Source organism: Haloferax sp. YSSS75, from assembly GCF_046764215.1.
Classification (GTDB): domain Archaea; phylum Halobacteriota; class Halobacteria; order Halobacteriales; family Haloferacaceae; genus Haloferax.
This window is the reverse complement of sequence record NZ_CP177206.1, coordinates 2,455,308-2,478,658: the sequence shown is the minus strand read 5'-3', so window position 1 is coordinate 2,478,658 and position 23,351 is coordinate 2,455,308. Positions and strand designations below refer to the sequence as shown.

19 protein-coding genes are annotated in these 23,351 nt (G+C 62.2%); 7 read left to right on the top strand and 12 right to left on the bottom strand.

Annotated features, from left to right (window positions below; translation table 11 throughout):
- Nucleotide 1: 1 nt before the first annotated feature.
- The 4 genes from ACK3R5_RS13055 to ACK3R5_RS13040 all read right to left on the bottom strand — a co-directional run bounded on the left by ACK3R5_RS13055 (nucleotide 2) and on the right by ACK3R5_RS13040 (nucleotide 2,436).
- On the bottom strand, nucleotides 2-574 hold the full coding sequence (locus ACK3R5_RS13055) for a hypothetical protein (RefSeq protein WP_411964500.1): 573 nt from the start codon (nucleotides 572-574) through the stop codon (nucleotides 2-4).
- A 72-nt stretch (nucleotides 575-646) separates the two neighbouring features.
- The gene (locus ACK3R5_RS13050) at nucleotides 647-1,258 is read right to left on the bottom strand and encodes a hypothetical protein (RefSeq protein WP_411967264.1); all 612 of its coding nucleotides are present in this window, start codon (nucleotides 1,256-1,258) and stop codon (nucleotides 647-649) included.
- 30 nt (nucleotides 1,259-1,288) lie between these two features.
- Nucleotides 1,289-1,939: a hypothetical protein gene (locus ACK3R5_RS13045; RefSeq protein WP_411967263.1), complete on the bottom strand. Its 651-nt coding sequence runs from the start codon at nucleotides 1,937-1,939 to the stop codon at nucleotides 1,289-1,291.
- Nucleotides 1,940-1,953: 14 nt separating this feature from the next.
- Nucleotides 1,954-2,436 carry a hypothetical protein gene (locus ACK3R5_RS13040; protein WP_411967262.1) on the bottom strand — a complete coding sequence of 161 codons (483 nt, stop codon included), beginning with the start codon at nucleotides 2,434-2,436 and terminating at the stop codon, nucleotides 1,954-1,956.
- A 427-nt stretch (nucleotides 2,437-2,863) separates the two neighbouring features.
- Here ACK3R5_RS13040 and ACK3R5_RS13035 point away from each other — a divergent pair, with 427 nt between their 5' ends.
- Nucleotides 2,864-4,021: a signal peptidase I gene (locus ACK3R5_RS13035; protein WP_411967261.1), complete on the top strand. Its 1,158-nt coding sequence runs from the start codon at nucleotides 2,864-2,866 to the stop codon at nucleotides 4,019-4,021.
- Nucleotides 4,022-4,039: 18 nt separating this feature from the next.
- On the opposite strand, the gene ACK3R5_RS13030 is transcribed toward ACK3R5_RS13035, so the two are convergent.
- The 3 genes from ACK3R5_RS13030 to ACK3R5_RS13020 form a co-directional block, all read right to left on the bottom strand.
- Nucleotides 4,040-5,074: a hemagglutinin repeat-containing protein gene (locus tag ACK3R5_RS13030; RefSeq protein ID WP_411967260.1), complete on the bottom strand. Its 1,035-nt coding sequence runs from the start codon at nucleotides 5,072-5,074 to the stop codon at nucleotides 4,040-4,042.
- A 112-nt stretch (nucleotides 5,075-5,186) separates the two neighbouring features.
- A complete protein-coding gene (locus tag ACK3R5_RS13025; protein WP_411967259.1) occupies nucleotides 5,187-5,582 on the bottom strand; it encodes a histidine kinase in 396 nt (131 codons plus the stop codon).
- A gap of 74 nt (nucleotides 5,583-5,656) precedes the next feature.
- Nucleotides 5,657-7,048: a hypothetical protein gene (locus ACK3R5_RS13020; protein WP_411967257.1), complete on the bottom strand. Its 1,392-nt coding sequence runs from the start codon at nucleotides 7,046-7,048 to the stop codon at nucleotides 5,657-5,659.
- 1,164 nt (nucleotides 7,049-8,212) lie between these two features.
- On the opposite strand from ACK3R5_RS13020, the gene ACK3R5_RS13015 reads away from it, so the two are divergent.
- From ACK3R5_RS13015 to ACK3R5_RS13000, 4 genes are all read left to right on the top strand, one after another.
- Complete coding sequence (locus tag ACK3R5_RS13015) at nucleotides 8,213-10,501, top strand: CARDB domain-containing protein (RefSeq protein ID WP_411967256.1); 2,289 nt, start codon at nucleotides 8,213-8,215, stop codon at nucleotides 10,499-10,501.
- Between the two features lie 81 nt (nucleotides 10,502-10,582).
- Nucleotides 10,583-11,173, top strand: coding sequence for an acetyltransferase (locus ACK3R5_RS13010; protein WP_411967255.1), 591 nt, complete (start codon nucleotides 10,583-10,585; stop codon nucleotides 11,171-11,173).
- A 240-nt stretch (nucleotides 11,174-11,413) separates the two neighbouring features.
- Nucleotides 11,414-12,733, top strand: a complete 1,320-nt coding sequence (gene glmM, locus ACK3R5_RS13005; protein ID WP_411967254.1) for a phosphoglucosamine mutase — start codon at nucleotides 11,414-11,416, stop codon at nucleotides 12,731-12,733.
- A 506-nt stretch (nucleotides 12,734-13,239) separates the two neighbouring features.
- On the top strand, nucleotides 13,240-14,253 hold the full coding sequence (locus ACK3R5_RS13000; protein ID WP_411967253.1) for an alcohol dehydrogenase catalytic domain-containing protein: 1,014 nt from the start codon (nucleotides 13,240-13,242) through the stop codon (nucleotides 14,251-14,253).
- Between the two features lie 40 nt (nucleotides 14,254-14,293).
- Here ACK3R5_RS13000 and ACK3R5_RS12995 read toward each other — a convergent pair whose 3' ends face one another.
- Nucleotides 14,294-16,216 carry an aldehyde ferredoxin oxidoreductase family protein gene (locus ACK3R5_RS12995; protein WP_411967252.1) on the bottom strand — a complete coding sequence of 641 codons (1,923 nt, stop codon included), beginning with the start codon at nucleotides 16,214-16,216 and terminating at the stop codon, nucleotides 14,294-14,296.
- Between the two features lie 191 nt (nucleotides 16,217-16,407).
- Here ACK3R5_RS12995 and ACK3R5_RS12990 point away from each other — a divergent pair, with 191 nt between their 5' ends.
- Nucleotides 16,408-17,202, top strand: coding sequence for a BtpA/SgcQ family protein (locus ACK3R5_RS12990; RefSeq protein ID WP_411967251.1), 795 nt, complete (start codon nucleotides 16,408-16,410; stop codon nucleotides 17,200-17,202).
- 18 nt (nucleotides 17,203-17,220) lie between these two features.
- Here the strand turns inward: ACK3R5_RS12990 and ACK3R5_RS12985 are convergent, their stop codons facing one another.
- Complete coding sequence (locus tag ACK3R5_RS12985) at nucleotides 17,221-18,150, bottom strand: carbohydrate kinase family protein (RefSeq protein ID WP_411967250.1); 930 nt, start codon at nucleotides 18,148-18,150, stop codon at nucleotides 17,221-17,223.
- A gap of 340 nt (nucleotides 18,151-18,490) precedes the next feature.
- On the opposite strand from ACK3R5_RS12985, the gene ACK3R5_RS12980 reads away from it, so the two are divergent.
- The gene (locus ACK3R5_RS12980) at nucleotides 18,491-20,467 is read left to right on the top strand and encodes a CocE/NonD family hydrolase (RefSeq protein WP_411967249.1); all 1,977 of its coding nucleotides are present in this window, start codon (nucleotides 18,491-18,493) and stop codon (nucleotides 20,465-20,467) included.
- Between the two features lie 40 nt (nucleotides 20,468-20,507).
- Here ACK3R5_RS12980 and ACK3R5_RS12975 read toward each other — a convergent pair whose 3' ends face one another.
- The 3 genes from ACK3R5_RS12975 to ACK3R5_RS12965 are packed head-to-tail and all read right to left on the bottom strand — an operon-like array spanning nucleotide 20,508 to nucleotide 23,345.
- On the bottom strand, nucleotides 20,508-21,347 hold the full coding sequence (locus tag ACK3R5_RS12975; protein ID WP_411967248.1) for an ABC transporter permease: 840 nt from the start codon (nucleotides 21,345-21,347) through the stop codon (nucleotides 20,508-20,510).
- Nucleotides 21,344-22,264, bottom strand: a complete 921-nt coding sequence (locus ACK3R5_RS12970) for an ABC transporter permease (RefSeq protein ID WP_411964483.1) — start codon at nucleotides 22,262-22,264, stop codon at nucleotides 21,344-21,346. The genes ACK3R5_RS12975 and ACK3R5_RS12970 overlap by 4 nt, the downstream gene beginning before the upstream one ends.
- A gap of 7 nt (nucleotides 22,265-22,271) precedes the next feature.
- The gene (locus ACK3R5_RS12965; RefSeq protein ID WP_411967247.1) at nucleotides 22,272-23,345 is read right to left on the bottom strand and encodes an ABC transporter ATP-binding protein; all 1,074 of its coding nucleotides are present in this window, start codon (nucleotides 23,343-23,345) and stop codon (nucleotides 22,272-22,274) included.
- Nucleotides 23,346-23,351 lie beyond the last annotated feature (6 nt).

Sequence of the window (23,351 nt, the reverse complement as noted above, 5' to 3'; positions counted from 1 at the left end):
CTCACGGTGGTTCGTCGAAGTTCTCGAACCGATACCGCCGATTGGTCAGCGTGTGATACGCCGCAGAGACGGTGAACGCGGCGACGATGGCCGTCGGATAGGTGAGCGCCGGAATCGTCCCGGTCGGAAGGGCGCCCGCCCAGAGTCCGGCGACGACGATAGCCGACAGCACCGAGAGTCCGAGATAGTAGACTCCCCACGGAATCGAGTTCGCGGGGACGATGTCGAGATAGATGTCGAGGCGTTCGGTCCGGTCTGTCAGTTCGACTTCGCCGTCTTCGTAGGTGATGATTCCCGCGCGTTCGAGTCGGGGCAGATGTGTCTGCTGGAGCGACGTGTACACCGTCTTTCGCTCTGCCGACCCGAGTTCCTCTATCGTTTTGTCTTTCTCCCACGCAGCGACCTGCTCTGCGAGGTCAGAGAGCGAAATCGGCTCTCGAACCTGTTTGCAGTGGTGGATGACGTATCGCCGTCGGTGGTTACTCATCAGGTCGAATACTTCGTCTTTCGGAAGGCTCCCCTCCTCTGTAGATGCGCCCCTCTCGAGCAACCCCCCTGCACCGCGCTTACCCATCTGTCACTCGACTGTTCACTCGGCGAGTATATATATTCTTGTCTGCAGACAGGTCGTCCCCCTGTCGTCTGGTCACCCGTCGGGCCACACCGTGTGAACTCGGAGTGTCAGCTCGTAGTCGTCGCTCGGTGGCAGGTCTTCGAGGTGTCCCGGTTCCGACGACGGGGCGAGGTCCACCTGCAAACCGAAGGGAACCGACTCGCCGGGTTCGAGTTCGCCATCGGCGACGGTTGCGTTCGGACTCACTGCCAAGAGGTCGTCACCAGAGAGGCCAGTCGATTCGAGCGTCCTGTCTGCTGCGGTCGCTTGCATCGCTGCTTCGATTGCATCGAGCGTCTCTCCCGAGAGCGAGTCGCTCGTCGCGTCGAACGAGAAGTAGACGCCTTCGACGGCGTCTGTGCTGACGTTCGTAATCTGGACGATATCCTCGAATCGAGTGATTGCACGCGTGTTGACACCGCCGTCATCACCGAGTGTGAACTCACTCACGAATCCGTCGGCGTCGGTCTGGACGTAGACCGGTCTGTCGTTCGTCGGCGTCAACTCGATATCGTCGGCATCGGCGACGACGCGAAACGACGCGCCCGACGACGACTCGGTTGCTAACGACGCACTAGAACCGGAGAGGCCGCTCAGAACGAACCCGTTGCCCATCACGAAGAGCATCTGTCGGCGTGTGGGCATGGTGTGCTGGGTGAGTTGGTACTGTCGTGGTTAGCGCTGCTCTGCTACGGCCGTCACTTCGGTGATGAGCGCCGCGTTTTCGCTGTCGCCCGTGAACGACCCATTGACGAAGTTCGAAAGGGAGTCCGACTGGAAGGCTTCGAGTCCGACTGTCTCGGACGCTCCGGCCGTCACCGTGACGTAGTTCGTCGGGTCGAACTGCGGGTCGGCCGAGTCCGAGGAGACGACGTTCGTCTCGTGGGTGAACGCGAACGCGTCGACGACGTCGGATTTCGAGAGGCTTCCGTCTTTGACGGCCGTCCCGAAGCCAGTGTACGTGAACCCGACGTCGTAGTCCGTCCCGTCGGTGCTGTTGTTCGTTATCTTCAGGATGTCGCCGAAATCGACGTCCTGTGTGGCCGAGATAGCGACCTGAACCGTCGCCATCTGTCCGTTCTTTCCACTTACGGTCGCGACTGGGAGGTCGGTCGTATCGAGCGCCGCGAAGTCGATGGTGGTGTTCTTCTCGACGAGCGACCCCACCGTATCCGCGGGGTCGATTCGGATATCCGCACCCGGAGAGACGACCTGAAAACTCCCCTCGGTCGAACTCGAGACGACGTTGACTGCGCCGGTGCCAAGCGCTGTTCCCACCCCCAGTGCGAGGGTGCCGACTGCCGTGAGGACGTTCCGTCGGTTCATATCTGGGTGTCTCGTTATTCTGCGACGATAATCAGTTCAGAGGCAGTGGACGCACTGCTGCCTGCGACGTCGTCGTCGACGGTGTTTATCGTGATGTCTATCGAGGCGGTGTTCGTGGCGCTGGGGTCGAGGTTCTGCGGTGCTCCGTCACTGTTTGGGCCAGTCAGTGTGAACGTCACGATTGCCCCGTTCGAACCATCAGTGTTGAGCGTGCCACCGTTCTCGGTGACGATGAACGTCACCTCACCGGTGTTCGCAGTCGCATCGCTGAGGTTCGTGTTCCCGCTTTCGAGACCAACCGTCGTCGTCGACGCATCGGCCGCATTGTTCGTGATATCGACTGCCGCCGTGAGTGTCGTAATTGCCTCGTCGTTGATTCCGGTCGTGCTGTCACCGAGAGCGATGTTGAGCGGTTCGCCGGCCGTATTCGTGACGTAGCTCCCATCTCCTTCGATTGTGAGATACGCACTTGCGTCGCCGGCAGTCGTCACGCTCACCGACCGAGCCGAGCTCACTGACGAGAACGCACCTGTGCCTACGAGTGCGCCGCCGCCGCCTACAATCGCTCCAAGCCCGAGTAGTACATTACGTCGATTGATTGCCATTTTTTGTAGCTCCTCGACACACAGCTGTGCGTCGTTACCGGCCCAACGAACCCTCCCTACTTTGTATTCGGGTGCTTGAACGGGCGGAACGCCCCGAACTGTCGATTCAAGCCCACCTTTCCGACCACGCGAACCCGCCACTGTCTGTCGATTACTTCGAGCGAACCGTGACACGTGTGCACACCTCTGGAGACGTGTTTATGAAGTATCATTTTCTAAACCTGCGTCTCCTCGTTTGGGCCCATTGTCCCGATTTGTCCCCACTTCTCCGAACCGACGCGTCGTTTTATGGGTCAGAGCGATATACTGTTAGTAGAACGTGAAGTTCTCGGAGTTCGGGAGGTACGTGGTGCTCGGGGGCGTCCTCGTAGCCGTCGTTGCGCTTCTCTTCGGCCAAGCGCTGGGGCAACCCATCCTGCTCGGCTACGTCGAAACGGGGAGTATGTCCCCGACGATGGAACCGGGAGACGGGTTCGTCGCCGTCCCGTCGATACTCACTGACGAACCCGAAGCGGGTGACGTCGTGGTCTTCCGCGCCGAAGCACTCCACGGCGGTGGGTTGACGACACACCGTATCGTCAGGGAGACGTCTGAGGGGTACGTCACACGCGGTGATGCGAATCCGTTCACCGACCAGGATAACGTCGAACCACCGGTTCGCGAGTCGCAAATCGTCGCCGAAGCGCTCCGACTCGGCGGCGACGTCGTCGTCGTTCCCGCTCTCGGGTCCGGCGTACAGGCGCTTCAGGGCACTGTCACCGCTGTCGTCGGCGTCGTTGCCGGCCTCCCCGGACTCCGGTCAGTGCTCCGTGGCGAGCTTTCACCGGTGTTCCTCGTGGGAATCGGTGGTGGACTCATCGCCTTGAGTCTCGTCCTCGACATGTTCGGAAGTGACCGGACCCCGGCCACACACAGTCGCCGCCGACCGAACTACGTCTCCATCGGTGTGGTGTTGCTCGTACTGGCCGTCCTCGTCGCGGGGCCGGCCACAGTGAGCATGGTCTTTGGGTCCGGGTCGACGTCGGTCGATGTCGTCAGTTCGAACGCACCGAGTGAGAACCCACTCGTCGTCGAACCCGGCGGCGAAGTGAGCGCCGAGTATCGGGTAACCAACGAGGGATTCGTCCCGATGATGGTCGTCGTCGACTCGCCCCACCCAGACGTCTCGTTCGGCCAGACCGTTCTCGTCGTCTCCAGTCGAGCGAGCGTGACGACGACACTCTCCGTTCGTGCGCCCGAACAGACCGGCGCGTACACGCGTGAAATCACTGAACAGCGCTACCTTCCGATTCTTCCGCAGTCACTCATCCTCGGCCTTCACGACGTTCACCCGGTGTTGGCTATCGCCGCTATCGACGCTGTCCTCGTCGTGGTTGCACTCGCGCTCGGTATCGCCACGCTGGGACTGAGCCCCGTCCGGATGCGAGTGGTCGGGCGTAATATCTCGGTCGTCGAGCGACTCAGGCGTCGCTTCTGAGAAGGCGGTGGGCGACTGTCACGGACTCACTCGACCACTGGCGGGAGTTCCAACGACTGTGATTCCGTCCGGACTGTACACGAGCGTATCGTCCCCATCGACGATTGTCGCCCCGTTCACGTCGAGAGTCGCCGTGTTCGTCCCGAGGTCAGCCGTCACGTCAGCGTTCTTCGCGTCGAGTGTCGCCCCGGCGAGAGAGATATCGCCCGACGACGTGAGGTCGATACTGTCTCTCGACGCGAGCGTCGACCGGTTCGCGGTCAGGGTACCCGAGGTGTGGAGGCGGATACCTCCGTTCGAGTCGAGCGTGACTCCTTGCGCGTCGATTGGCCCTGCCGTGGCCTGTATCGAGATGTCTCCGGTGCCGGTTGTCACGAGGTCTGTATTCTGGATGGTGACAGACGCTGCGGTGATGTCTATCGAGCTCTGTCTGACCTTCGACCCGTCCGCATCGATGACGAGGGTGGCAGTACTGTCGTCGAACGTCGCAAGTTCTGCTTCGGTGAGCGTCGTCTCACCGTCGTCGTACTGCCCGTCTCCGTCGCTGTCGACGTACGCAACGGGCGACGTTCCCCCGCCACCGCCCTTCTGACAGTCGTAGCTCACCTGTGTCGTCACGATACCATCGACAGTCGTGTTCGCCGACGGCGTCGCCGCATCGACGGTGACTCTCACCTCTCCAGTGCCGCTGTTCCCTGTGAGGGGTTTCTGGCAGCTCACTGAGAGCGGATGTTGTTCACCGGGGGCGAGCGATACGACGTCGTTCGATGTGCCGACAGTCAACGAACTCGCCGACCCCGAATCGAAGCTCACTCCGTACGTGACGGTCACTCCGGAGTCGATGTTGTTCACGAGGTGGACGGCTGCCGACTCTTGCTTCGTCACCGTCGTCATCGAACCCTCCAGCGCAATCAGTGCGCTGTCGTCTGCTGCGACTGAGACGCCGACGGTACGTTCGCCCGCAATCGTACTGTAGCTCCCCGTCGGAACGATGGCGAGCATCACTCCGAAGGCGACGAATATCACTCCCGCGTGCCACAACGTTCGGTTCATCTGACTGTCGTCGTTGGCCTAGTGTCTGGTGTCAACCATCTTGTATACTTCGGGTAGCTCACCGCTCGTCTCGCTGACCCGGGACCCGCAGTCTACACCGTTTCGCCGTTCGTCAGCAGTGTTCGTCTTCGAGCCACTGACCCGCGTCCGTCACGACGTCGAACAGTCCGTCCTCGACGGGTCGGTCTGTGGGGAGTTGGACACTCCACGTCACCTTCGTCTGCATCGCTTGCAGGTTGACCATCGTCGACTGCAGGTTCGTCGCCAAGACGACCGGTGCCGACGCATCGAACCGCCGAATCGCCTTCACCGCCTCGATGCCGTCGTACCGAGGCGGCGCGTGCAAACAGATGAGCAACTGCGGGGTTCGGTTCGTCAACGCCTCGACCATCTCACGACTCGACCCGACGTACCGAACCTCCACGTCGCTCTCTATACCCTTCGGGTCGTCGGGAGGTGGTCCGTATGCGAGTATCTGTGGAGTCACCGCTCCAATAGTCTCTGACACGTACCTCTAATTCGGACATGGGACGTTTGACTCTTTCCCCGGTACGTTCGCCCACCCGCACACTGTGGCCACACTCAGAGGGCGGGGGAGTCGAGCGCCTCGACGGACAAATCGTACGTGGCGACGTCGCCTTCGAGCGTCGCTTCGGTGAGTGACGGTTCAGTGTCGAACCGGGCGCTCGTGAAGCGCGCAGCACCGCGGACGACAGTCTCGGTGAATCCGGCGTTCCCGGAGACAGCGGTGTACGCGAAGTCGAGTCCGCCGTGGATTTCGACACCGAATTCGAGGGCTGCAACCGTGCAATCGGAGAAATCGACGTTCCCGTGGACGCGTGAGTCGGTCCAGTACACTTCTGCCCCGAAGGATGCATGGTTACAGACGAGGGTGCCGCCGACTGTCGTCTCGACCAGTCGAAACGGCGCACTCGGTGTGAACGTCGCACCCGCGAAGGTCGCTGACCCCGACACGGCAGTCTGGACGAACGAGACGATTCCGCCGTCGAACTGGGCGTTCTGGAACGACAGCGCGGCGTCGATGGTCGCCGCATCGACGAACACCGGTGCGTCGAACGTCGCGCGCGAACAGTCGAACCGACCGCCGGTCACGGTGAGTTCGGTGTAGTCGACCGGTGCGTCGAACGCGCTACTTCTCAGGTCTACTCCGCCGGCGACGTGGAGCGTCGTCGCGTCGAACTCGCCGGTCACACGGAGGTGTTCGGCCAGCAGACTCCCTTCGACCGTCGAATCTTGGAGGATTACGTCTCCCCCGATGGTGCAGTGGGACAGCGACAGGGTGTCGTCGTACGTCGCGGCCCCACTGTCGAGACGGCCACCGATACGGGTGTGGGTGAGGTGGACCGGTCCCTCGAACACCGCCTGAGAGAGTCCCAACTGCTCGTCGACGGTCCCTTTCCTGAGTGAGACTGCTCCTGTGACGTGGGCACTCGTCGCAACGAGGGAGTTCACGCTGAATCCGGATGCGTCGAGTCGGCCGTCGATTCTCGCGTCAGAGAGCATCCACCGCTGTCCGGTTTGCAGGTTCTGACAGGAGAGATCCGCGTTCGCGTCGAGACGTTGCATGAACAGTTCGCCACCGACCGACGCGGAGTCGAGTCGAAGCGGCGATTCGAGCGTCGTCTCGCTCAGGTCGACGTCTCGTCGGACGATGACGTCACGCAGGTCGATGATGCCGTCGCCGCCGAGCGCCTCACCAGCGACGTCGAGGGATTCGAACTGTGCCCCGACGAACTCTGAGGGGCGTTCGGGGTCGTCGATTGCGGCCACGAGCGCTGCCGTCGTCTCGTCGGGGTTCTTCGCTTCTATCGGTGCGTGAAACTGGCAGTGCTCCCGCTCTCCAGGTGCAGGATGCGGGCACTCCCACGCTACCCGGTGGTCGCCCGTCTCAGCGTCGTCACTTCCGTCGTAACTGCATACGTGTTCGTATGCACAGCGAGGCACGCTCTCCACGCCGTGACAATTACTGTAGTATCACAAATGTGTTTCTGTGTAGACAGTCCTGAGATACTCGCTCTCCACCAGTTATAACGGACATAGGCCTGTTATACTAGACTCTTCTCGCCTCTATTGGGCTGTGTGTTACCGACTGTCCAATATTGCCGGCGTCCCAACGGTGTACACACTTGTCCGTCAATTAGCCGATGGAAGCCCACCCGTGCAAGCCCATTGATACGATATCACGAATCGCACGGGCGCTTCCACTCTGTCGACAGACACTGTTCGCGCCGGCAGTTCGACGCACACGAAGTATCGAATGTTTTATTTGAGACAGTTCGAACCTCCACATGGTCAGAGTTCATTGGTTTCGGTGTTCCCCTTTCCCCCCACAGGCACTGAACCAACCTGACCGCTTTCTGGGTGGCGACGACGTACCGGACAGTCGTTGTTTCGTCGTGACTGCGCAGGGATAGCGGACTCACTGACACGAATCGTTCAGGGGAACATGGGTTGGGAGTCGGCTAACCGTATCGACTCCGCTCTATGGAGACACCAACCAACTGTCGCCTCGCGGCGCTTCCAGACTGGCGGATAACACGTCAACTGATACGATAGGTATCCGACCGACGCAGTGTCTCGGTTCAGGCAGGTGCTCTGTTAGGCGTCACTGAACGTCGCGTCCGCCGTGTCTGAATTGTTCGCCGTCTCCACAGTCGAACCCCGACGGGGCAATTACACTGAGAATCAGAACTACACGATAGTCACGAACTGTTGTACTATCACGCGACTGGGTGCAATGACTCGTTTCGTCGGGAGTCGTTTCGGTGGAACCCGAGTCGATAGTCGAAATAGCGTAATCGTCAAGCGTCCGCAGGCGTGGACAGCGTGAACACTGACTTTCATCAGTCGAACCGGTACGATGGTGCCGAATTCGGTGGATTGAGCGAGAAAATCGACAGCCAGCGCCCTCTCTGACGGTGATTGGCGTGTCGGCACCGTGGATACGCAGGCGGTAATTCGTGTATAACGAATGTCTCCGACGGTGTTCCTGATAGATATCGATATGATGTCGCAACTCACCATCTTTTTTCCACTGTCTTCTGGTCCAGGCCAAGCCGAGGACGTGGAACGGGCACGGAATCACCTGTCGCGGTGGTCGCCAGCGGAGGTCAATTGATGGGACTCGGTAATCGTCTCGTCGTCGTCATCGTAGCTCTCGCAGTCGTGTTGCCGACGATGACGATGGGTGGTGCCGTTGCGCAGACGAGTGAGACACCGGTCTTCGCCGTCACGCAGGGTGGGATGTGCTACACTGTCGAACCGCTCGGCGACGGCACGACCACCGTCGAGGAGTTCTACGACTACAGAAACAACGAGACGTCGACGAGAGGGACGTTCTCCTCGTACGGGACCACGTTCCTCCAGGAGAACCAGGTGAGCAACGTCTTCTTCTACGATGGGTCGTCGGGTGTGAGTCTCGTCTTCCTCCACGACAGAATCAACGAACCACACGCCAGCACGGTGACGATGGATATTCAGGGTCTGCCGGCGGGTTCGTGGGTCGTCCAAGACGACTACTACGCCGGCGGCAACCAAGACGACGACTGGGTGACAAGCGGGTCGAGTGCGACCATCGACTGGAAGTGGGCACAGAACCGCACCGACGGTGGGGCCTACCGCGGATTCGGAAATCTCCAGTCGGGTGACGTCGTGACGATTACGCCCGGCTTCAACGAGAACGCTGCACACTGGAACGACTGGGGATGGAGTGGGGGCGACAACCGAATCACCGAGTTCCGTCTCGTCCACGGGAACGAGAGTACGGTCACACTCGACATGACCTCTCAACTCACCATCGAGTCCGGTGCGTGTGAGGCGCCGACACCGACCCCAACCCCAACGCCAACCCCAACGCCAACGCCAACGCCAACACCAACACCAACACCGACGGCAACCCCAACACCAACGCCGACACCAACGCCGACGGCAACCCCAACACCAACGCCGACCCCAACCCCGACACCAACGCCAACACCAACGCCGACACCGACCCCAACCCCAACGCCGACACCAACGCCGACGGCAACCCCAACACCAACACCAACGCCGACGGCAACCCCAACACCAACCCCAACGCCAACGCCGACACCGACCCCAACGCCCACACCAACATCGACACCGGAACAGAAGCCACGGAGTTCGGGCGGTGGGAGTTCAGGTGGTGGCAGTTCGAGCGGTGGCGGCGGGAGTTTCATCGAGCCATCGACCAGAATCGTCTCGACGGACCTGACGACGTCGCACGTCCGGTACGACGTGACCGACGCCGAGGCTAGTGAGCCAGTCGAATTCGCACTTCCTTCGTCGGTGACGGACGACGTCGGCATCGAGAGTGGCACGGTTTCTGTCACCGTCTCTCGGGACACGTCGTACACACTGGACGTGCAGGCGTTCACCGAACGGCCTGCGGGTGTCGACCCGATAGGCGACACCGACGCCGTCCCGTTGTATCTGGACGTCACGGGTGACGAGCGAATGAACGAGTCACTCGAGACACTCTACGTGGACCTCTCCCTCTCGAAAGCCGCTGTCGAGGCCCGCGGGACGACAGGCGAGAACGTCGACGTCTACCGGTACCACGACGGGACGTGGGAACCACTCGGGTCGACAGTGAACGAGAACGAGGGGCAGTACCTGCTTCGGGCGACTGCACCGGGAACGTCGTACTTCGCACTCGGCATCCGCCACCCCCTCGCGAGCGTGTCGAACGTCACGACAGCATCCGACGTGACCGTCGGTTCGCAGACTACGACGACTGCCGACGTGACCAACACCGGCCACGCCAACGGGACTGTTACGGTGTCCATGCGCGTCGACGGACAGATCGTGTCGAATCGTTCGCTGTCACTCGCGCCGGGTGAGACGAAACCCGTGACGTTCGACCACCGATACGAGACGCCGGGCACCTACACCATCGAACTCGGGAGCGAGCGCGTGGACGTGAGGGTCACCGACGTGAACAGCGTGCAACTCACGGACGTGGCCGCCGACGCGACGACCATCGGCCCCGGCGAGAGCGTCACGCTCATCGCGACGCTCCGGAACACCGGCGACGTCGATTCAGAGCGGACCATCCAGTTCGGCGTGGCCGGTGGCGAGACAGTGACCCGAACCGTCACCGTGCCCGCCGGCCAGCGAGAAGTCGTGGTGTTCGAACAGCGACTCGAGACGCCCGGGAACTACACCCTCAGCGTCGACGACCGGACTATCGACGTGACCGTCAAAGATGGCGTGTCGAAGTTCGAGGCGAGCGAGTCGAGTGGGGACGGACAGGCCGACTCGGAGTCGATAGCAGACGACCCGGCGGGTCCCGGATACGGCGTCGGAATCGTCGTCGTGCTCGCCGTGGCAATCGTCGGTGTCGCCCTCGCCGCGCGCTGGATGGTCGACAGAGACGACGATGCCTGAGCGCACACGCCGCCGCTCGCTCGAACGAGCGTCACCCACTCGTGTCGAACATTTATGCATGTCGGTGACTAGCATGGTCCTATGAACGGGCCAGATGCGGTCGACGACGCAAGCTACTATCTCGACTACGAGATGCAAGTCGACGCGACCCGAGATGCCGTCGCCCAGTTGGCGCGTGACGTCCTCCAGTACGAGTGGGCCGACTACCTTCGCACGTACCCGCCCGCAGGCCCACAGACGTGGGAGCATCTCGACTCCGGAAAGCCGTGGGGGCGTGTGATGCCCGAGGCGTGGGCGGTGGGGCGCGACGAGGGGTTCGACCTGCACTTCGAGCACTATCCAGACCCTCGCGCCCTCGAACGCGGCCACCTCCGGTTCGAGTTACACCTCGAAGATGGCGTCAACGGCGACGCCGACTTCTCGCCCGGGACGAAGTACGCGACGCTTCGAGAGCGAATCGTCGACCGAATGGTAGATTACGTGGTCGAATCAGGCGACGCCCCAGAGGGCGACTTCGGTGTCGGGCGGACTATTTGGTCCGCCGACTACAGATTCACGGCCGGCGATACGGTCGCCTACTACGAGGCGCTTCGGACGGCGCTTTCGGAGCACGCGGTGTTCGTTGGCGTCGTGACGGAAGCGCTGGAAGCCGAGCGCCCAACACGTGAGTGATTCTCGACGAGTTCGTCGGGTGATTGGGTGGACACAGGTGGGCCCTGTGTGCTGGACAGGAACATCGTCGTGATTGCGACTCTGTGGTCGTCGCTTCGATATCGTCACAACCAGTCGGAGCGGAGTCGTCTCTCCTGAAACATCATGTAGATGAGAATTACAATAGATAGTTCCCGAGAGGCACCACTCGGGTATCGCTTGAGACGAAGCGTTCATGGGCTGAAGAGTAAATCATCGTATATGTTCGGAACAAGCGGTGTACGCGGGCCCGTCGGGGACCTGATTACGCCCGAGCTTGCGACGTCGCTCGCCCATGCGCTTGCTGCGTGTGGCTCTGACAGCGTCGTCGTTGGTCGCGATGCGCGAACGACGAGTCCACTCCTCGCTGACGCGGCGAGCGCAGCGCTCCGAAGTGCCGGTGTCGACGTCGTCCGCGCTGGACAGGTGGCGACGCCCACACTCGCTCGTGGCGTCGCCTGGACCGGGTCTGATGCCGGACTCATGATTACGGCATCGCACAACCCGCCGGAAGACAACGGATTCAAGCTTTGGAGCCTCTCTGGCCAGGCGTTTGGGGAGGAACGCCGCAAGGACATCGAAGCAGCGCTCGCCGCCGACGAGCGAACGTACGCCGCGTGGGACGCTGTTGGGTCTGAGTGCGCTGACGACACCCTGACCGCACAGCACGTCGATGCACTCTGTGAGGCCGTCGATATCGACGGTGACTGTTCTGTCGTCGTCGACCTCGGCAACGGGATGGGTGGCGCGACTGTCGAAGCGTTACTTCGACTGGGCTGTGACGTTCAGACGCTCGATGCGACACCGGATGGTCGGTTCCCCGGGCGGCCGAGTGAGCCCACCGCCGAGACGTGCGAGACACTCTGTTCCGTCGTCGCGAACACGGATGCTGACCTCGGAATCGCACACGACGGCGATGCAGACCGGATGATGGCCGTCGACGAGACTGGTTCGTTCCTCAATGGGGACGAACTGTTGGCGCTGTTCGCCCGAGACGTCGTCTCTGATGGGGAGCGTGTCGCTGCACCCCTGAACACGAGTCTCGTCGTCGACGACGTGCTCGAGGCACAGGGGTCGTCGCTCACGCGGACGAAAGTCGGTGACGTGTTCGTCGCCGAAGCCGCCCGCGCCGACGACGTCGTCTTCGGGGGCGAGCCCTCGGGTGCGTGGATTTGGCCTGCCGAGACGCTCTGTCCCGACGGCCCGCTTGCCGCCTGTAAACTGGTCGAACTCGTCGAAGCGCGTGGGTCGTTGGCTGCGAACCGTGCAGAGTTAGCGTCGTATCCACTCCGCCGGACGAGCGTGGAGACTGACGAGAAGTCGGCGGTCATGACCGGTGTCCGAGACGAGTTGCTCGAGACGTACGACGCCGACCAGATTTCGACGCTCGACGGCGTCCGCGTCGAACACGACGATGGCTGGTTCCTCGTTCGCGCCAGTGGGACACAGCCGTTGGTTCGATTGACTGCCGAAGCCCGCGACGAGGAGCGGGCAGACGAGTTGTTGGCCGAAGCCCGGACGTTCGTCGACGACGCTCGGTAACCGAACAGACTCTCTCCAACCCTCCGTTTCCAGTCGAGTACACCCTCCGAATCTCCCGAAAGAGAGAAGTGTGTTTTGCGGCTCTCTGACAGCAATTTTCAGCACATATCCGGCCGGCAATCGCACACCTGGTTCGAGGGTGTGTCGAACCTTCAGTTCAACTCCAAAAAACGCTCGACAGAGGGTGTCTCGCGTCGAAATCACGAGAGGGTGGGCGGCGTCGTCGACAGCGAGAGTGAGGGAGAGAAAACCCCAATAGCGTCCAGAGGGCCAGTAATTGAGGGGCTGACCACCCATTCCATACCCGTGGAGCACTCCCAGATGACCTCTGTGAACGAGCCCAGTGGCGGCGATGGCACACCCGGCCATGGGGTGGAGATGAAATGAAGGTTCGGGTTGGCTGTTATCCGATGGATGCGCTTCGGCGAGAATGGCCTCCGAGGTGTCGGCAGTCGCTAGCGAATCCGTCACTACGGCTATTGTCCTGGCCTCCGAACACCAACCAGATGCGTGCCGCAGCCTTCACCGACCTCGTCGGCCCCGACGGTGTCTCGATAATCGAACAACCAACCCCCGAACCCGGGCCAGGGGAGGCGGTCGTCGATGTCGAGGCAGCCTCGATCAACCATCACGACCTCTGGATTCTCGAGGGAGACTCTGCGACGGTGACCGAAGCGTCTCTCCCATTCGTCAGCGGGTTGGACCTCGCCGGTGAAGTGCGCGCAGTCGGCGACGACGTCACGTCAGTCAGCCCCGGTGACCGCGTGGTCCTCTGCCCGAACGTAACCTGTGGTACCTGTCGCTACTGTCGCGAAGGCCCCGAGAATCTCTGTGAATCGTACGCGCTGTATCACGGTGGCCTCGCGGAGGCCGCTCGTGTCGATGCAGACCGACTCGTCACCCTGCCGGATAGCGTCGAGATGACGCACGCCGCCGCCCTTCCGACGGCGTACATGACCGCGTATCATATGCTCCGCCGGGCACACGTCGGGCCAGCGGACCTCGTGTTCATCCCCGGGGCGACCGGTGGCGTGGGTGTCGCTGGCGTCCAACTCGCAGAGGTCTTCGGTGCCCGAACGATTGGGACGTCAGCATCCCGGGACAAACTCGACCAGATGGAACACATCGGGCTCGACCACGCCATTCAGGGCACGGACCCCGACGACCTTCGCGAGGCAGTCAACGCTATCGGTGCCCCGGACGCAGTGTTGAATCACCTCGGTGGCGCGTACACTGGCCTCGGACTCGACGTGCTTCGACGCGGTGGGCGGATGGTGGTGTGTGGTCGCACTGCCGGACAGACTTCTGCGGTCGACGTCGCAGACCTCTTCCGCACACACAAACGGCTCATCGGCAACACGATGGGGACCCAGAGGGACCTCGAGAAACTCGTCGACCTGGTCGCCGAGGGGACGTTGACACCGGTCCTCGACGACACCTATCCGCTCGAACAGACCGGCGACGCGTTCGCGGCGATGCAGAACCGCGACAGCGTCGGGAAAATCGTCATCACGACCTAACCGAGGGCCGCGACGTTCGTGCTGTGGGTTTGCGTGACAGTCAGGCTGTCACCTCGCTGGTGACGCCGATTTCGTCGGCGACGTCTGGGAGGTCGAGGTCCATGAGCGTCCCACGAAGCGGGACACCGTCAGTGCGCCAGCCACGGGCGACGTAGTAGCGGTCGAGTTCGCGCTCGTAGTCGTCGAGCGCGATGAACTCGCCTTCGTTGGGCCCGTTCGGGACGGGTTCCGTGAATCGCTCGGGGATGAGGTCGTCTTCGCGGCCGAACCCTTCGCGGACGTTGAACGCTCGGGCGAGGTTGTGCGCGCGTTCGCCCACCGACAGCAGTTCCGAACGGCTGTAATCGAACCCGGTGGCGGCGTTGACGAGGCCACGGACGCCCTCTTCGAGCGTGATGCCCCGGGTGAACTTGCAGACGCCGGTCTGGTCGTACACCATCATCAGGTCTTCCATGGATTTGAGAGCCAGCGCCTTGCCGTCCATGCGGAGGCGGTCGTAGTTCTCGAAGTCCCAGAAGTTGCCGCCCATCTCGAGGGCGTACAGACACGACGTGAGGTGGTCGGCACCGCGGGGCGCGACGCCGAACGCGAGCGCCATACCCTTGATGCCGCGAGCCTCGAACCCGGCCGGCGCCATGTTCTTCACGTGGATGGCGTACTCGTCGCCCCCGCCGAGACGTCGGGCGGCGGCGGCGTGGCCGTCCTTCAGGAGGTCACCGAGGGTCCCTTCGTCGCGAGCGATACGCTCCAGCGTCTCGAGGAGGGCCTGGGCGTTCCCGAACTCGAAGTCCGCGTCGATATCCACGGTGTCGTCGTCGATGAGTCCCTTCTCGTGGGCCTCCATCGCCCAGGCGATGGCGTTGCCGGCGTCGATGACGTCCAGGCCGAGACGGTCACAGATTTCGTTCGCTTTCGCGACTGCCTCGATATCGTCGACTTCGACGTTGCCGCCCAGCGCGTACTGAGTCTCGTACTCGGGGCCGTCGACGGCGATATCGCCGTACTGCGTGTCTTCGGCCTCGAAGAACTGTGAACAGGGCTTCGTACAGTAGGGACACGGGCGCTTGGTCTCGACGTACTCCTCGGTCCAGTAGCGAGGGTCGAGGGAGACTCGGTCGTTGTCGGGGTCTTCGAGTCGTTCGTACGCGCGCTCGAAGTAGCCGGATTGCCAGTTGCGGGTGGGGAAGACGCCGAGTTCGGTGTTCTTCGCGTCGAACGCCTCGCCGGTCCCGTACTGGACGTCGACGGTGGCATCGCCCGTGCCAGTGATTTCGATGTCGCCGCGACCGGTGGTCTCTAGTCGCCACTTCTTGTTCAGGTCCTCGAGTTCGTCAGGTCGGGCGACGGGTGGCTTGCCGGTGCCGCGGACGGCGATGCCCTTGAGGTTCTTCGACCCCATGACGGCGCCCGGGCCGCCACGGCCGGCCTGGCGGTCCTCGCACTCGATCATCGAAATCGCCGAGCGGTTCTCGCCGGCAGGACCGATGACGGCGGTCCGCGTCCCCTCGTAGCGTTCCTTGATGGCTTTGCCGGCCTCGAAGGTGTCCATCCCCCAGAGGTCCTCGGCAGATTCGATTCGGACGTCGTCGTCCTCGATGACGAGCAGTGATGGCTCGGCGGCGGCCCCCCGAATCACGAGCAGGTCGTAGCCCGCGTTGCGCAACTGGTCGCCAAGTTTCGCGCCGACTATCGACTTGCCGTAGCCACCCGTCAGCGGTGACTTGAATCCGAACGTAGTCTTCGAACCCGTCGGTACTGACGGGCCGACCAGTATCCCGGGGGCGACTGCGAGTATGTTCTCCGGACTCAGTGGGTCTACGTCGGGGCCCACCTCGTCGTACAGGGCGCGGGACGTGAACCCTGCCCCTCCGAGGTACTTGCGGACGAACTCGTCCGACAGTTCAGTCGTGCGATGCTCCCCCGTGGTGAGGTCGATTTCGAGTTTTTTGTTCCAGGTTGTCATGGGGGTGGTTTCGAGGGCGCTCTGCTTGAAACGTCGTGTCGGTTCTCGTCTCTAGCGAATACGATCGGGCCGCGTCGATGTCCACTCCGTGGCCACCGGTGCCGACTTTGCAACTCGACACCCCACCCGAGACTGCGGTCAATAGCGTCGCACATCTGTACGATTAAGTCGATTGGACGGCCACCAACGCCATGGACATCTTCAGCACGGACACGCCGATTATCGGGATGGTACACTTACCGCCCCTTCCGGGAGCACCCGGATTCGACGGCGACCGAGACGAGGTTCGCAGGCGACTCCACCAGGATGCCGAGGCACTCGAATCGGGCGGTGTCGACGGCATCATGCTCGAAAACTTCGGTGACGCCCCCTTCTACCCTGACCGGGTGCCTCGCCACGTCGTCGCCGACGTCGCCGCACTCGCAGCGACCCTTCGTGAGCAGGTCTCGGTTCCGTTCGGGGTGAACATCCTCCGCAACGACGTCCAGAGTGCACTCGGCATCGCCGCGGCGACGGGCGGTTCGTTCGTCCGTGTGAACGTCCATACCGGTGCTCGTCTCACTGACCAGGGAATCATCGAGGGGATGGCCCACGAGACGGTACGACTCCGTGAGCAACTCGGTGCGGACGTGTCCATCCTCGCAGATATCGACGTAAAACACTCAGCGCCGCTTGCCGAGCGTGCGTACGACGAGGAAGTCGCCGAACTCGTCGAGCGCGGCGGTGCCGACGGAATCATCGTGAGCGGGACTGGTACCGGCGAGGCGGTCGATACGACCGCGCTCGAACAGGTTGTTGCCGCTCGCGATGCTCGCGGTCTCGACGTCCCCGTCTTGATTGGAAGCGGCGTCACACCCGAGACAGCACCGGACCTACTCTCGGTCGCCGATGGCGCAATCGTCGGGACAGCACTCAAACACGGTCACGAGACCACGAACCCCGTCGACGAGGCGGCAGTCGAGCGTCTCGTCGAAGCCGTCCGGTAGAACCGTTCTCTCCTCCCCCTACTGCTTCTTCAGCAACGCCCGAACGTCGGCTTCCGTTGGGAGATTTCCACGTGCACCCATCGCCGTACAGTTGAGCGCGGCCGTGGCGGCGGCAAAGCGGCCTGCGTCCGGTGCTGAGTAGTCGTCGAGGAGCCACGTCTGGATGAGTCCCGCGGTGAAGGTGTCGCCGGCCCCAGTCGTATCGTTCACATCCACGTCGAAGGCCGGAACCTCGTGCACTGTGTCGCCATCGAGAAGGAGCGCGCCGTCGCTCCCCTGTGTGAGCGCAGCACGTGAGACACCTCGTTCGGTGAGCGTGGCGATGACATCCTCGGCGTCGCCATCGAAATACGAGCGTGCAGCGACGTCACCGACCACGAACAGGTCGACGACAGAGAGCAATCGGTCGATTGTTTCGGGCTTCGTTCCCCGGCCTTCGAGTTCTGAAAGCGGCCCCGCGAGGTCGAACACCAGCGTCGAAATCTCGCCGCGTTCACGTGCGCTCACGAGTCTGGAGACCGCTTCGTCGGGAGCGTAGGCACTCGTAAAGACGACGTTGGCGTCGCTCGCGTACTCGATATCGCGGTCATCGAGACGGAGACTCGGCACGCTCTGGCCGCCAGCGATTATCATTCGTTCTCCGTCTGGCCCCCGCAGAATCAACGTGTACGACGACTCTTCGGACCCGATTTGCATCCGGGTGCAGTCGATATCGCGTGCTCGGAGGTCGGCTTCGATTTCGGCGGCGGCATCCGTTCCGACGCGTGAGATGACTCCCGTCTCGGCCCCGAACGCCGCGAGGCCAGCGGCGACGTTTGCAGCGACACCACCCACGTCGGTCGTGTGTTCACGGGCGAACGCACCGCCGTCGGGTTCCGGCAGGTTCGAGAGAGAATAGATGTGGTCTACGACAGCACTGCCGACCGTGACGACGTCGAGCGACGACATTATCTGTACTCGGGGGTCGTGCGTCTTGAACGTGCAGGAGACGCGTTCCCCCCGAGTGAAATTCCGAGGCGTCGTGGCTCACTCTGGGTCGCTGTCGCCACAGCGATGGGCCAGCAGTATGCCCATAGGCTCCGAAATACACGCCAAAGTTCTGGAGTAGTTACAAACGATGTGGGTTGGAACTGAGCAACGAGTGACTTTATTAGTTCTCGATTGGAAACGTGTCACACAATAGCATGCAAGGACTACGCGCAAATACGGCCTCGCACCCAGTTCGTCACGTCTGCCGGTGGGTTCTCCCTGAGATTACTCCGGCGAATCCGGAGGAACGCCCCAAGCGATGACGGGTGGACGTACGGTGGATGACCCACAGGTCGCCTGTGACCCTGACCTGCTCGTTCCAGTCGGCGAGGAAACTGTCGCCGCCTCCCGCTTCTACGCCCCCGACGACACCGGTCCGTCGCCGACGCTGTTGATGTACATTCCCTACCACAAGGACACGTTTACGCCCTATACGAGTACCGAGCCAACTATCCGCTATCTCGTTCGACACGGGTACGACGTCGTCGTCGCTGACGTGGTGGGCACGGGAGCGTCGAGCGGCGTGAAGCCGAAGTCGGGGTCGATGGACGAAGGAGACCATATCGAGGCCATCGTCGCGTGGCTGGCCGACCGGGAGTGGTCCACCGGGCGCGTCGGTATGTTCGGTATCTCTTACGGTGGGACGACGAGTCTGAAGGGTGCCGCTCGAAATCCCGACTCGCTCGATGCCATCGTCGTGATTCACGGCCCCCACACCCAGTACCGTGAGACCTACCAGGGCGGGTCGTTCGCCCTCTATCGGATGGGTGGAAACTGGACGCCGTACATGCAGGCGCTCGCCGCGTTGCCACCGACTCGGCGTGACGCGGCGGGGCGCTGGGCGGACGTCTGGAAGGAGCGACTCGACGGACTCGTCGAACACGACCCGTGGCTCTTCCAGATGCTCGACCACGAATCGAAAGACGAGTACTGGCAGGACATGGACGTCGCCGTCGAATCTGTCGATGTTCCGACGTTCGCCGTCTGTGGTTGGCGAGACAGATACGCGCTCTCGACTATCGAGTACTTCGACCGTATCGACGCCCCGAAACGCCTCTTGCTCGGTCCGTGGCGACACGAGATGCCACACCGGGGACGAGAATCTGCCATCGACTTCCGCCGGCAGGTCGTCGCGTGGTTCGACCGACACCTCATGGACGCGGAGACGCCAGACCCGCCCGAAATCGCCGTCTGGACGGAGCGAGACGGCGGCGGGGCGGTAGACGCCGGGCAGTGGCGTCGACTTGACGCGTGGCCCGACGTTGACGACGACGGGGAGACGCTCTCGTACGCCTGTTCACGAGATGGACTGGTCGCCGCGGACAGCTTCGAGACGGGAGACGTCGAACGGACACAGGAGTACGACCACACGGTTGGCCTCGACTCGCTCGACGATATCTACGGGGCGAGTGAGCCGACGGACACGACGCCGGACGACGTTCGGGCAGTGTCGTTCGAGACAGAGACGCTCGATTCGGCCGTCGAACTGACGGGAACCGGTGTCGCCACACTGCGTGTCACGCCGACGACGGCGGACCCGTATCTCGCCGTCCGCGTCTTAGACGTCGCACCCGACGGGTCGTCGAGACTCGTCACACACGGAGAGCGGCAGGCGAAACACCGGAACGGGTTCACGACGGCGAACCCACTCACACCGGGCGAGGAGTCCGAGATAACAGTTCCCCTGAAGCCGAAGTCACACGTCTTCGAGGAGGGCCACCGGATTCGCGTCGCGGTCAGTGCGGCCTACTTCCCGCTCCACCTGCCGACTCGCGACCACGGGTCGTTCACGCTCCGGTCCACCCCCGCCGCCCCCTCACTGCTTCGCTTCCCGGGAACACGTCACGACGGTCCGGTCACCTTCGACGACGAGATCGCCATGTCTGGCCCGGATACGACCGTCGATACCGCGTCTCCGTACGTTCACGACGACAGTGCAAGCTGGGAGTTGGTTCGGAACCCACTCTCCGACAGCGCTCGAATGCTGACTGAGAACGCCTTCAGTCTCGACTTACCACATGCGTCGGTGTCGGTCGATCAGACCGTAGAGACGGCAGTCGAAGCGCGCGACCCGACGACGGCCAACGCCAAGAGCGACGTCACCATCACGGTCGAGTACGACGCGGAGACGGTGGTGGTCGAGGTGACGAGTCACGTCTCACGGGACGTGACGACGATAGAAGCGACGGCGACCCTCGACGACGACGTCGTGTTTCACCACCGCTGGCGTCGATAACCACCGTCGGGTACCGGGCCGACGGGGATAGTCGGTTACCTCACTCTTCTTGGACGGCGATGCGGTCCACGTGAGTGAGACTCACCGCGGTCAAGATGAGTAAGATAGCGACGAGGAGGAAGAACACACTCGCGGCGTTCACCTCGGGCGTCGCCCGGTGGCGGAGTTTCGCCCATATCCACGTCGGCAACGTGTTGAGTATCGACCCTTTGAGGAAGTACGTCAACACGAACTCGTTGAACGAGATGGTGAACGCCATCAGGCCACCCGCGAAGATGCCGGGGAAGATGTTCGGAAGCGTCACCTGGACGAACGTCTCGAACTCGTTCGCGCCGAGGTCCATCGACGCCTCCTCCAGTTTGCTGTCGAACGAGGTCAGCGTGGGGAGGATGATGAGCGTCGCAAACGGGAGCGCTTCGACCGTGTGGCCGATGACGATGGGCCAGTACCCCGACCCGACGCCGAGGAGCCCGAAGAACATCGTCAGCGCGATCCCCACGACGATGAGCGGGATGATGAGTGGGAGCGTGACGAGGAGCTTCAAGATGGACTCGCTACGGAAGTCGTAACGGTCGATAGCGTACGAGATGAGCGTGGCGAGGACGACTGTCGCGGGGGTCACGACTACACTGACCTTCAGCGACGTCATGATGGCGCTTATCGCCGCGGGGTCGTTCACGAGCACCCCGTACCACTTCAACGAGAGCGACTCCGGGGGGAACGACAGCACGGCGTCCGGCGAGAACGACATAATCGTCACCACGAAGATGGGTGCCCAGAGGTAGAACATCAGCACCGCGATGGCGACGTACCCGAGTCGCTTCCCGTGGTTCTGCGCCAACAGTTCGACTCGGTCGACGACAGACGACGTGAGACTCACGCGCTCTCACCTCCGAAGTCGACGAGGTTGCTCCCGAGGTAGAGACTCCCCCCGAGGAGCGCCACGACGATGGCCGAGACGATGGTACTCAGCGTCGCGCCGAACGGCCAGTTGAACGACCGTGTGAACTGCTGTTCGATGACGACGCCGATCATCGTCAGGTCGGCGCCGCCGAGCATCTTCGGCGTGACGAACGCCCCGAATATCGGAATCATCACGAGAATGATACCGACGGTCACGCTATTCAGCGTCATCGGGAGCGTGACTGTCCAGAAGGCTTTGATGGGTCCCGCACCGAGGTCTTTCGCCGCGTCTATCAGATTCGGATTGAGGTTGGTGAGCGACGCGTAGAACGTCAGCACCGCGAGCGGGAGGTATATGTAGACGAACCCGATGAGCGCGGCTTCGTACGAGTACAACATACTGAGCGGGTTACTGATGACATTGAGCAGTAACAACACCGTGTCGAGTGCACCACCCTTCTGCAGGATGTTGATCCACGCGTACATACGGACGATGTAGTTGGTCCAGAAGGGGAGGATGACGAAGAGCAGTATCGCCGTCGTCCGTCTCGTGAACCGGACGATACTGTACGCGAGGATGTACCCAAGGACGAGTGCGATGACCGTCGTCGCCAGCGTTATCGTCGTCGTCTTCCAGAGGACGGTGGCGTAGATGTTCGTCGTGAAGAACCGCACGTAGTTTTCGAGCGTGAGCGGTGCCGGTGGCAGGTCCGAGAAGAACGACAGCGCCACCATCATCAAGAGTGGCAAGACGAAGAACACGCCGAGTATCGCGAAGGGGACCGAGACGAGGAGGTAGAGACGGGCCTTCGGCTTGTCACGCAGGTAGTCGGAGAGGCGAGCCGCGCGTTCCTGGAGGCTCGACCCCATCACCGTGGTGTTTCTGAGGGACATGACTCGGTTACTCCTCCCCGAAGATGTACGCCTCGTCAGCGTCCCACGAGAGGTACACGTCGTCTCCGATACTGAAGTCGCCGTCTTCGACAGTCGCCTTGTAGGTGGTCGTTCCTGCTTCGATAAGGTACGTGACGCCCTCACCTTTGTAGATGCGGTTGGCGACGGTTCCCGGGACGGACTGTCCCGTGTCGGTGTCTGAGAGGGCGACGTTGTGCGGGCGAACACAGAGGTCGACCGACGAGCCAGTCCGGTGTTCGTCCAGCGAACGCACGTCGTCTTTCGATACCACGAGCGACGTCTCCGTGTCGTCGAGCGACAGCGTCAGTTCGCCGTTCTGGGACGATTCGACCGTCGCGCTGACGGTGTTCACGTCGCCGAGGAAATCAGCAACGAACTGCGAGGCCGGCCGGTCGTAGAGGTCCTCGACGGTTCCGCTCTGCTCGATGTCGCCTTCGTTGAGCAGGATGAGGCGGTCGGAGATGGACATCGCAATCTCCTGGTCGTGGGTGACGTAGAGAGACGTGATTCCCGTCTCGGCCTGGATACGCTGGAGTTCGAACTGCATGTGTTGTCTGAGCTTCCGGTCGAGCGACCCGAGAGGTTCGTCGAAGAGCATCAACTTCGGCTCGTTGACGATGGCGCGAGCGAGTGCAACGCGCTGTTGCTCACCGCCGCTCAGCTCTTCGGGTGCGCGGTCACCGTAATCGGAGAGCCGAACGACTTCGAGGATATCTTCGATTCGCTCTTTGCGCTCTTCGGGAGGGACGCCCTGCTGTTTGAGACCGTAGCCGATGTTCTCGGCGACTGTGAGGTGCGGGAACAACGCCAGGTCCTGAAACATCATGTTCACGTCACGCTTGAACGGTGGTTCGTCGGTCACGTCGTCACCGCCGATGACGATGCTCCCCTCGGTCGGTTCCTCGAAGCCCGCGACCATCCGGAGGATGGTAGACTTCCCCGACCCACTCGGACCGAGAATCGTGACGAACTCGCCGTCTTCGACTTCCAGTGAGACGTCGTCGACTGCCGTGAGGTCTCCGAACTCCTTTGTGAGATCAGTAACTTCTAAAAGAGACATATGTGC